The organism is uncultured Campylobacter sp. (assembly GCF_937997405.1).
Taxonomy (GTDB): domain Bacteria; phylum Campylobacterota; class Campylobacteria; order Campylobacterales; family Campylobacteraceae; genus Campylobacter_B.
In genome coordinates, this window is the sequence record NZ_CALKTL010000042.1 from 1 (window position 1) to 9,961 (window position 9,961).

Sequence of the window (9,961 nt, forward strand, 5' to 3'; positions counted from 1 at the left end):
CGGTGCGAAACAGAATTGTGATTATACAGGAGCGATGCTTAAAGGGGGCTGAATACGCAAGAGAAATTTTAAAAAACGATTTGGAAAATTTTAAATTTTATAATGAAATTTTATGTTTAACACGCCTGAGACAAATTTCATCTCCAGCCTCCGTAAAAATTTTATAAATTTTGTAAACGACCTATCCAAACTAAAATTTGATTATACCGCGATATGCCGTAATATCGCAACCGCCGACCGCATCCATTCGCGCATAAAACCCGCTTGCAAAACACTTAAGCGCACGATTATAAGATTTCGCTATAATCACGTCCGATTTAAAATTTATCAAAATTTAAAAGGACTTTTATGCGCGCAATTTTTTCTATCTATATCTTCATCATCGCGGCCCTTATCGGCATCGAGCTCTCGCTCGGCGCACTCGTAGCACCCGTGGTATTTTTCCCGCAGCAGATTATCGGAGAGGGCGTGCTATCGCACTTTCAAAGCGGCAAGCTAATGAGCGAGATCTTCGTAAAATACGGCAGCATCCTCATCGCAGTCTCGATCATCTGCCTCGTTTTTGAGATGATAAATTTCAATAACAACAAATCGCAATCCTTTCGCTTGCGCCTTTCGACCCTGATGCTGACGCTCGTAAATATCATTTTAGCCCTACTTTTCGTGCTTTACTTTACCGACTACGTTATAAATGCCCAGAAGATCGGTGCAGAAGCGACGATGACGCAGGAATTTGCCCAAATCCACGCGGCTAGCGAATGGTGCATGAAACTCATCATCGTGTTTCAAACGGTGCTGTTTTTCGCAAAAATCCTCCCCGCCCTGGCTGCGAGAGATGGCGTAGCAGCGAAAGACGCGCGGGATGAAAATTAAAATTTACTACGAAGACACCGACGCACAGGGCATCGTGTATCACGCCAACTACATAAAATTTTGCGAGCGAGCGCGCAGTGAGGCGCTTATGCAGGCAGGAGTGGACTTCGCGCGCGCGGACGCATACTTCGTAGTTAGCGAGCTTTGCGCTAAATTCCTCCGCCCTGCGCACCTCGGCGACACGCTTGAAATTCGCACGAACCTAGCCGCGCTCAAAAACGCCAGCGCCCTTTTGCAGCAAGAAATTTACAAGATCAAAGATATTAAAAAGACGGATTTCAGCGAGCTTTTATACGCGCAAGACGTAAAGATCGCCTTCGTAAAAGACGGCAAGCCGATCAAATTTAGCGCCGAAATTTTAGAATTTTTTAAATCACTTTGCGCGCCAAGCCAAAACCCCTCTATTAAATCGCGCAAGCCTTAGCGTCGCAGTTTGCGCCGTTGTCGCAAATCCATTTTTGAAAATCTGCTTGTATTTCGTCCTGCCGAAGCTTGGAATGTCGCCGATCGTGCCCACCCCGCTGCGTATCATCACGGCGATCTACTATGCGATCGGCCGTCCGTGCGCCGCAGCGTCAAGCTGCTGCCTTGAGGCGATGACATCTCGCATCGGCGACCCCTTATAAAATTTCGCATCCGCAGTCTGCGCCGCTCTACTCCGCTCGCTGTTTACACTAAGTAGAGCGTAAATTTCGTCGCCGTCCGACTGCACGAATAATAGCTGCGCTTCCTCGCGACAAGCCATTTTATCCTGCGTAAAATTTCATCGTTGCTTACTCGCTCCAAAACAGAGTGCGCGAAATTTTGCTCGCTGCCTACTCTTTCCAACGCGAGCTGCGTGAAATTTCAATCCGTAGCGGGTACCCAAACGGCTTTGTTTTTGAAATTTAGCCTTGTGCGAACTTTCGTTTTTGCACGTAACCTCGCCGCGGCACGTTATCTCGCGCGATTATTTTTGTTCGCAACTTTGCTCTTGTGCGAAAGAGCATGCGCTAAATTTCCAAAAAGTTCGCTCTTGCGGGCTGAAATTTGCGCGGGTACCTCTCACCGAGCAAAATAAGGCGCATGGCGAACTTTCTTGGTTTCTGCGTTTTTCTGCCGACATAGCACGCGAAATTCTGCCGCGATAGCCTTGCTAAGGCGTGCTACCGGATTTTTACTCAAAATTTTTATACAAAAGCAAAATTTATGGACGAGCTGCTTAGTTTTGCGCCGCGCGGCCATCCCCGTATCGCGATTTAAATTCACTGCAGCTCTCGCCGCCACGTAGAATTTCCAAAAAATGCCGCTATCCTACGCCGACACGGGATTTTGCGAAGTGGTAATGTTCTTCGGCGGCGTAAAATTTCGCAGCGGGCAATACGTAAAATTTGATCCGCTTTGTTATCTTGCGACGAAGTAAATTTTGCGCTGCCACAAAATTGCGCTCAGCAATGACCCAGTCTGTATTCCTTTACTTTGCCTCAAAATGCCCCGCAAGCCGCGGCGCCCGCGCAAAAGCCGCGCGCAAAATCAAAAGCACGCAAAAAGCGCCAAAAATCCGCCTCACAGCAGCCCTTTTATCTTTTGCAGATCCTCTTTGAAAAGCTCCGCCTTGCTCGGATTTTGCGCGATGAATGCAGGATCGAAGCTCGGCACGAAGCTGATGCCGCCCTCGTTAAAGACCGAGCCGTGCAGCACGTCCATGCCCGCTAGATCGCCGTTTCGCAGCACGATTTTGCAGCAGAGCTCTCCTAGGCAGAGCACGACTTTGGGTTTTAAAATTTTGATCTCGTCGGTCAGATACGGCGCGCATTTTAAGATCATTTCCGAGCTTACGCGCCTATTTTGCGGCACTGCGCACTTTATCAGAAAGCTAAAATAAATTTCTTCCGGCGCGCAAATTTGATCTAGCGCCGCTGCTACTTCAGCCTCCAAACCGCCGCCAAAACCCTCGTTAGTGCCCGGCGCGAGAGCTACGATCATAAGTTTTACGTTCGCGGGAGTTTTAGAATTTTTGATAGTTTTGAAATTTTTAAAATTTTGCTCGCTAGAGCTCGTGCGCGTTTTGGCAAGCTCGCAGAGATTGCACTCGGCGGTAGCGGATTTCAGCGCGTCCAGCGCCTTGAAAAATCGCGCGCCGCCGCTTAAAATTTCGGCGCCTACGTAGCGGTAGCCGAACGCTTTGTAATAAAGCAGTCTGCGTAGTTGCGAGCTTTGCACGGCGCGCCTACGATCTGTTTAAATTTCGCGCGACGAATCCGCGATCAAACTGCGCCAAATCTTTATAAAATTCCGCCCTAAAGCCCTGCTCGCGCAAAAACGCCGACAAACTCTGCTTTTGATCGTAGCCCATCTCGCAGGCTAGAAATTTTGCGCGCCGTGCGGCGATCAGCACGATGCGTTTTAAAATTTCATCCCCCCTCTCGCCGCCAAACAGCGCCGTTTTCGGCTCTTGCAGCACGCGCGCGTCCAATGCGTAGGAGTTTGCGATGTATGGGGGATTTGAGACGATGAGATCAAACTCGCCCGCGATCTCATCCGCGTAGGCGCAGTGTACGAACTCGACGTCTGCGCCCAAATTTGCGGCATTTGCGCGCGCCACCTCAAGCGCATCCGCGCTGATGTCGCTAGCTGTGATACGGCAAGAAGGAAGTAGCTTTTTTAAGCAGATAGCGATTATGCCGCTGCCCGTACCGATCTCGCAAATGCGCGGCTCGCTCAAGCTCTGCGCCAAAGTAAGAGCTTTTTTCACTAAAATTTCGGTCTCGCAGCGCGGTATCAGCACCCGCTCGTCGACGTAAAATTTAAAGCCCATAAACTCGCAGCTTTGCATGATGTATTCAAGCGGGCGGCCGTCTTTAAATTCAACGATCTTGGCGCGAAATTCCGCTTCATGCGCGAGCTCTTCCGAGCATCTTAGCACGAGCTGTTCGTCACTAAGTCGCTCGCAAAGCTTTAAAATTTCGCGCGCGACATATTTTGAGCCGCACTGCCCCAAGCCCCATCTTAGCGCCTCAGCGATCCTCATCAAGCTCTCTTATGCGCTCATACAGGCTCGGGTGCGAATGATACACCGCGGCGTAAATTTTATGAGCGAGCGGAAACGCCTTGTTTTCGCTGCCCAGCTTCTTTAGCGCGCCGATCATGCTCTTTTTATCCTGCATGCTGGCACCGTGCCGGTCCGCGCTGAATTCGTGCATGCGGCTAATCTTGCAGATCACCGGCTCAAAAAACGCATGCAAAATCGGCGCAAACAAAATCATAAAAACCAGCGTCGCGCCGCCGCCCGCGTTAAGCCCCAGCGCGCCGAATACGCCCCCGGGAAGATTTCCGAATACCGCAAACGTCACGCCCAAAAGCACGAAGCTAAGCGCTAAATTTTTCAAAATATCGCCGTGTTTGAAATGCCCGAGCTCGTGCCCTAAAACGGCTAAAATTTCATCCTCGCTCAGCTTTTCGATGAGCGTGTCGAAAAGCACGACCTTTTTCGTCGCGCCGAAGCCGCCGAAATAGGCGTTTAGGCGCTTGTCGCGCTTGCTCGCGTCGATCGTAAAAACGCCGCTACTTTTAAAGCCGCAGCGCTGCAAAAGTCCCTCTATGCGCTCTTTTAGCTCGCCATGCTCTAGTGGCTGCATTTTATTAAACAGCGGCGCAATAACGGTCGGATAAATTAAATTTATCAGTAAAATCACGCCGAAGCTTAGTAAAAAGCCCCAAACCCACCAGTGCGCGCCCAGGCTATTTACGCAAAAAACGAGCGCAGAGGCTACCGCAAAGCCGAAAATGAGCGTGAGTATGAGCGATTTTAGCGCGTCTTTTACGAAAACAGCGGGCGTTATCGTGGAAAAGCCTAGGCGCCTGTCTTTAACGAAGGTTTTGTAAATTTCAAGCGGAAGCGATATCGCGCCGCCGATGATTAAAAACGCTGTTACAAAGCAGCTCCCCGCCAAAATCCCGTCGCCCGCTACACCATATATCGCGCGCTGTAACGCGCCCGCACCCGCAAGTATCCAAATAAGCGCCACTGCGAAAGAAAAGCAGTGCGAAAATATATTAAATTTTAAATTTACCGCGCCGACCTCGCCCGCCTTGTGATAATCCTCCTCGCTAAGCACCACCGCAGGCTCTTTTAGCTTGGCGCGGATGAAGCTTAACTCAAGCAGATCAAGCGAAATTTTATAAATCGTGTAAAGCGCGTATAAAAAGATCAAAAACCAAACCATCGCGCCTACTTTAGGCTCTCGGCGAGCGAAAGCACTTCGTAATATTCATTTTCCATACTGTTTAACGTTCCTCTTTTTTCTTCAAGTTCTTCAAAAAGCCCCTGCATACCGAGCTTTTGATAAATTTCAGGCGTCGAAAGCGCGTGATTTAGCTCCTTTATGCGCGCCTCTATAGCCTCGATCTTAGCGGGATACTCCTCTAAAATTTTATTCTGTTTGTAGCTAAGTTTGGCGGCGCTCGTTTTCTCCTTTTTATTTTCGCGACCGCCTTCCTCTGCGCTCGCGCTCGCGCCCGCATCGGTCTCGATCTGATCGATCTCCGCCATCTCGTCTTCAAACTCCAAATACTGCGAATAGGGCATTTGAATTTGATCGATCGTGCCGTTTTTTTCAAAAACCCAAAGCTTATTCGTGATCTTATCGATGAAATAGCGATCGTGGCTTACGATGATTACCGCACCTTCGAAGCTTAGCAGATAATCTTCCAAAATATTGATCGTCGCGATATCAAGATCGTTTGTGGGCTCATCCAAAATCAGACAATCATACTGCTCGGTAAAGAGCTTGGCAAGCGCCAGGCGGTTCTTTTCGCCGCCGCTAAGCACGCCCACGGGCTTATCTAAAAACTCCTTCGGAAACAAGAAATTTTTCAAATACCCATAGACGTGCATGTAGCTGCCGCGGACGCTTATGTGATCGCCCCCGTTGGGGCAAAAAATTTCGATTATGCTTTTATCGTCCGTGATGCCGCTGCGGGTCTGATCGAAGTAGCCGATCCTGATCTCGCCGCGTTTGATCTCGCCCGCATCGATCTTGCTGCGACCGAGTAGAATTTTAAGCAGAGTACTTTTGCCCGCACCATTGGCGCCTACGATACCGATGCGCTCGCCCTGCAAAACCCGCGCCGAAAAGCCCTTGAAAAGCACCTTGCCGTTTAAAATTTTACCGATATTCGTGCATTCAAAGAGCATCTTTTTGCGATTGTCGCCGCCCGTGCCGTTAAAACTCCTACTCGCGCGCTCCAGCTCGAGCCGCACGCGACGGATCGCGCCCGGATTTTTCTTCGCATCCTGCCTCATCTGCATGATACGCGCCTTGCGCCCTTCGTTGCGTTTAAGGCGCGCCTTTACGCCGCGGTGCAGCCACTCCTCCTCGGCACGCAGCTGTTTAAGCAGCGTCTCGTGGGACTTTTCGAGCGAGGCGAGCATCTCCTGCTTGCGCCTCAGATAGTTCTCGTATCCGCCGTCGAAATTTGAAATTTTACCCTCTTCGAGCTCGATACTGCGCGTTGCCAAGCGGTCGATGAAGTAGCGATCGTGGCTGATAAAAACGATCGTCTGCTTTGATGCAAGCAGCATATCTTCTAGAAATTTCACCATATAGACGTCAAGGTGGTTCGTGGGCTCGTCCAGCAGCAGCACGTCGGGCTTTTTAAGCACTAGCGCGCCCAACGCCACGCGACGAATTTCGCCACCGCTAAGCGTACAGACGGAGCGGTTTTCATAAATTTTAAGTCCGAAATTTTGCAGCACCTGCTCGATCTTATTGTCGATCTGCCAGCCGTCCTTGGCCTCGATAAATTTAATCAGCTCGTCTTGGCGCGCCAAAAGCTCCCTGTTTTCAGGCTGCGCGGCGATTTCGCTTGAGATCGCGTCGTATTCGCTAAGGGCGACGTAAATTTCGGCTAGCTCCCTTCGCAGCGCGTCTTTGACCGAGAGATTTTCGTCAAATTTAGGCGTTTGAGCGAGCATCTGGATATTTAGCCCGTTTTGAGTGATCACGCGCCCCTCGTCGATCTCGCACAGACCCGCAATTATCTTCATCAACGTGGATTTGCCGCCGCCGTTTTTGCCGATCACGGCAACGCGCTCATTGGCGTCCAGTGCGAAATTTACGCCGTCTAAAACGACGTGAGAGCCGAATTTTTTCGTAACATCGATAAGCTCGATCAAAGCCAATTTTAAGTTCCTCTAGTGTTAAATTCGGTGATTTTACACAAAATTCTATTAAATTTTAATAACTTTTAAGGCTTTAGCGATGCAAAGTTTGGAATTTAACGGCCTGCGCGTAGAAATTTTCGCCCCGCACGCACCGTCTTTTGGGACAGCTACGCGTGCGCAGCCTCTTGCATCCGTACAGTCTACCCCCTATCCGAGCCCTGCTTGAGTGCCGTGCCGATCATCTACCTGCACGCCTTGGAGTTTAGCGCGGCCAGTGTGGGCGAAATTTACGAGCTCGTCTCGCGAGGCGCCGATTTCGTGCTTGCGGCGATCTATCTAAACGAGGCGCAGTGGGGCGATAAGCTTAGCCCGTGGTCGGCAAAGTCGCCGTTTAAGGGGGTGCGCGATTTCGCAGGCGGCGGCGCGGCGCACTTGGAAAAATTTACGAACGAGTTGATCCCGCGTATCGAGCGGCACGTATTCGGCGCAGGAAAGCCTTCGTGGCGAGCGTGCGCGGGATACTCGCTGGCAGGGCTTTTTAGCGCGTATGCGGCGTTTGCGAGCGATAAATTTCAAAAGATCGCCTGCGTCTCGGCATCGTTTTGGTTTAGCGGCTTTGATGCCTTCGTCGCCGCGCACTCGCCGCAAAGGGGGCTGACACACGTCTATGCGTCCTTGGGCGAGGCCGAGATGAACCCGAAAAATCCGCGCGGAGCACTATGTGGCGAGACGGCGCAAAATTTCATCGCAAAATGCCGCAGTGCGGGCGCAAAGGCGGAGTTTGAGCAAAATCCGGGCGGGCACATGCAAGATGAGATCGCAAGAATTTCAAAAGCGCTTTTGAGCCTCGTAAACTCCTAAAATTCGAGTAAATTTTAAAATTTCACGGCGCGACAGAATAGGAGCAGCGAGAGATCGAAATAAACGAACCGAGAAGTGGCACGAAGCGTAAATTTAAAGCTAGTCGCCGCTAGAATTTCTCGCGCAACGGTTTTTTGTGCGATGCAATGAAATTTAGAACAAACCTGCGTTAAAATTTTATGGCACAAGCGGTGCGGCAAGAATGGCGCACCGCAATTCGGCGCGAATGGTACAGCGCATCCGTCGGTGCTTTAGCGGCTTTGATAAGTGTGAATCGGTTTTGAGCGTAAATCATACGGCAGCTCGTCGCTGTGGCATGGGGTGGGGTGCAAATCGCAAACGAGCCGCTACCGAATTTTGCTAAACGGCTTGATGCAAATCGCGAGCAGAGGCTGTTAATTTTCGTAGAAAAGTACGGGGCTAGTGGTTTAAAATTTCAAGCGAACAGTCGTTATAAAATTTGAAGCAAATCATCTCGCAGCTAGGATTTAGCGCGCCTGCAAGCTAAATTTAAACAGCAGCGCGCCGTGTATGATCCCGCCGTTTTGTTTAGTTTACCGGCGGGCTAAATTTACCGCTGAAATTTCAAAATTTACACTGCACCAAAGAGCGCTTTGGCGCTACGATACGTGCCGCTTAGTTTAAATTTTAAAATTTAGCGTCGGGCGGGCGCACTTAGCCGATACCTGCCGAATTTGCGGCGGCAGAATTTGCAGAATTTTGTCCTGTGAAATTTCGCGCCGCATGCTTCATTATCAGCTCTCTACCGCGCACTTTGTCCGGAGCCACTTCGCCTTTTCTCTCGCTATACAGACAGCGCCGACCGCTCCATTACTCGCGCCCACTATGTCATTTGCTACATTTGCTCGGAACCAACTGCAAAAAGCTGCAAATGCACCGAATTCTAACCGCACACTCTAAATTTCACCATCTACGCAAAGGGCAGAATTTTTTTGTAGTTGCTCCACAGCTCGCTATCTTCGCCGAAATACGCGAGCAGCCCGCGCGCGTTGCGATCGAAAGGGTCGGGCTCTTCATCCTCATTGACTCGCTAGAGGCGCTACTCTGCCCTTGGGAGGCGGAGGAAGAGTGAGGACTATACACACCCGCCTGGTTGATACGTTGTCCTATATAGAGAGCCTCCACCCTAAGGAGTGCTCCACAGCATCGTATCACCTCCTAAAGCAATCACTCTCGATGGTCAAACGATTATCTACCTTTTCTCTTCTCCTCTTTCTCTCGCTCTTCTCTGCCTCCACGACCTTCGCTCAGAAGGCTAAGCGTGCCTCCTCACCGAAGAGCAGCGTAGCACGAAAGCACACCTCCGCTCCTGAGTCGACGATACGTCGGTTCTACACGGAGTATATCCGATCCTTTGACCGCATGTATGAACCCGAGCAGATGGATTCGCTCATCCTGGCGCACGTCACTCCTGAAGCCAAGGCCAAGCTAGAGCGGGTACGTGCCATGACGGATCTTGATCCCATCCTCCGTGCCCAGGATATCGACTCGGGGGCAGAGCATAGCCTCAAGATTCGTAGCCTAGGTCAAGACTGGTATCAGGTCTCCTTCGGGGAAGGGGAGGGCTATCAGGCGATCCCCCTCCGTCTGAAGAAGGTAGGGGCGAAGTACCTGATTGATTTCATCACGCCCCCCTGGCATGAGACGGCCTATGGTGATCGCCTCCTCGCTAATCCCTTCGCCTCCGTTGATCGGGTGGATGAGTCCAGCCCATCGGCCTTCGTCCTCTCCTTCTACAAACGCTATATCTCTGCTTACCTAGCCATGAAGCCTACCCTCAAAGAGGAACTGAAGACGCTACGTGATCGCTACTGCACTCCGCAGACGATCCAGCTCTACTACGATCGTCTAGCCACGACAGGCGAGGTGGAGAGTGGCTACTTCGATGTCCTCATTGACAATACCGACTTCGACCCTACATGGTGCTCTTCGCTAACCGTCCGTCCCAACTCATCCTCCGATCTACTGGAAGTCCTCTATAATCCTAGTTCGAACGATCGCACCCTCCCTCGTAAGCTTCTAGTACGTGCAGTACGCCTCTCCACGGGAGGCTATCGTCTG

The 9,961-nt window shown here is 50.8% G+C and carries 10 protein-coding genes; 5 read left to right on the forward strand and 5 right to left on the reverse strand.

What is annotated here, in order from left to right; all coding sequences use genetic code 11:
• Window positions 1-348 precede the first annotated feature (348 nt).
• Complete coding sequence (locus Q0372_RS02105) at window positions 349-873, forward strand: DUF4149 domain-containing protein (protein WP_298101964.1); 525 nt, start codon at window positions 349-351, stop codon at window positions 871-873.
• Window positions 863-1,297 carry a YbgC/FadM family acyl-CoA thioesterase gene (locus Q0372_RS02110; protein ID WP_298101967.1) on the forward strand — a complete coding sequence of 145 codons (435 nt, stop codon included), beginning with the start codon at window positions 863-865 and terminating at the stop codon, window positions 1,295-1,297. The genes Q0372_RS02105 and Q0372_RS02110 overlap by 11 nt, the downstream gene beginning before the upstream one ends.
• Before the next feature lie 120 nt (window positions 1,298-1,417).
• Here the strand turns inward: Q0372_RS02110 and Q0372_RS02115 are convergent, their stop codons facing one another.
• The 5 genes from Q0372_RS02115 to abc-f all read right to left on the reverse strand — a co-directional run bounded on the left by Q0372_RS02115 (window position 1,418) and on the right by abc-f (window position 7,036).
• A complete protein-coding gene (locus Q0372_RS02115; RefSeq protein WP_298101970.1) occupies window positions 1,418-1,618 on the reverse strand; it encodes a hypothetical protein in 201 nt (66 codons plus the stop codon).
• Window positions 1,619-2,418: 800 nt separating this feature from the next.
• Entirely contained in the window at window positions 2,419-3,075 is a 657-nt protein-coding gene (locus tag Q0372_RS02120) for a uracil-DNA glycosylase (RefSeq protein ID WP_298101973.1), read from the reverse strand.
• A gap of 7 nt (window positions 3,076-3,082) precedes the next feature.
• Window positions 3,083-3,883: a peptide chain release factor N(5)-glutamine methyltransferase gene (gene prmC / locus Q0372_RS02125; protein WP_298101976.1), complete on the reverse strand. Its 801-nt coding sequence runs from the start codon at window positions 3,881-3,883 to the stop codon at window positions 3,083-3,085.
• Window positions 3,870-5,078, reverse strand: a complete 1,209-nt coding sequence (locus Q0372_RS02130; protein ID WP_298101981.1) for a M48 family metallopeptidase — start codon at window positions 5,076-5,078, stop codon at window positions 3,870-3,872. The genes prmC and Q0372_RS02130 overlap by 14 nt, the downstream gene beginning before the upstream one ends.
• Window positions 5,079-5,083: 5 nt before the next feature.
• The gene (gene abc-f, locus Q0372_RS02135; protein ID WP_298101984.1) at window positions 5,084-7,036 is read right to left on the reverse strand and encodes a ribosomal protection-like ABC-F family protein; all 1,953 of its coding nucleotides are present in this window, start codon (window positions 7,034-7,036) and stop codon (window positions 5,084-5,086) included.
• A gap of 213 nt (window positions 7,037-7,249) precedes the next feature.
• On the opposite strand from abc-f, the gene Q0372_RS02140 reads away from it, so the two are divergent.
• The 3 genes from Q0372_RS02140 to Q0372_RS02150 all read left to right on the forward strand — a co-directional run.
• Window positions 7,250-7,879 (forward strand): alpha/beta hydrolase-fold protein, encoded by a 630-nt coding sequence (locus Q0372_RS02140; RefSeq protein WP_298101994.1) that lies wholly within the window; start codon window positions 7,250-7,252, stop codon window positions 7,877-7,879.
• Window positions 7,880-8,771: 892 nt separating this feature from the next.
• Window positions 8,772-8,972 carry a hypothetical protein gene (locus tag Q0372_RS02145; RefSeq protein WP_298101987.1) on the forward strand — a complete coding sequence of 67 codons (201 nt, stop codon included), beginning with the start codon at window positions 8,772-8,774 and terminating at the stop codon, window positions 8,970-8,972.
• A partial coding sequence (locus tag Q0372_RS02150) for a DUF3828 domain-containing protein (protein ID WP_298101991.1) occupies window positions 8,969-9,961 on the forward strand: 993 nt, incomplete at its 3' end. The genes Q0372_RS02145 and Q0372_RS02150, both read left to right, overlap by 4 nt.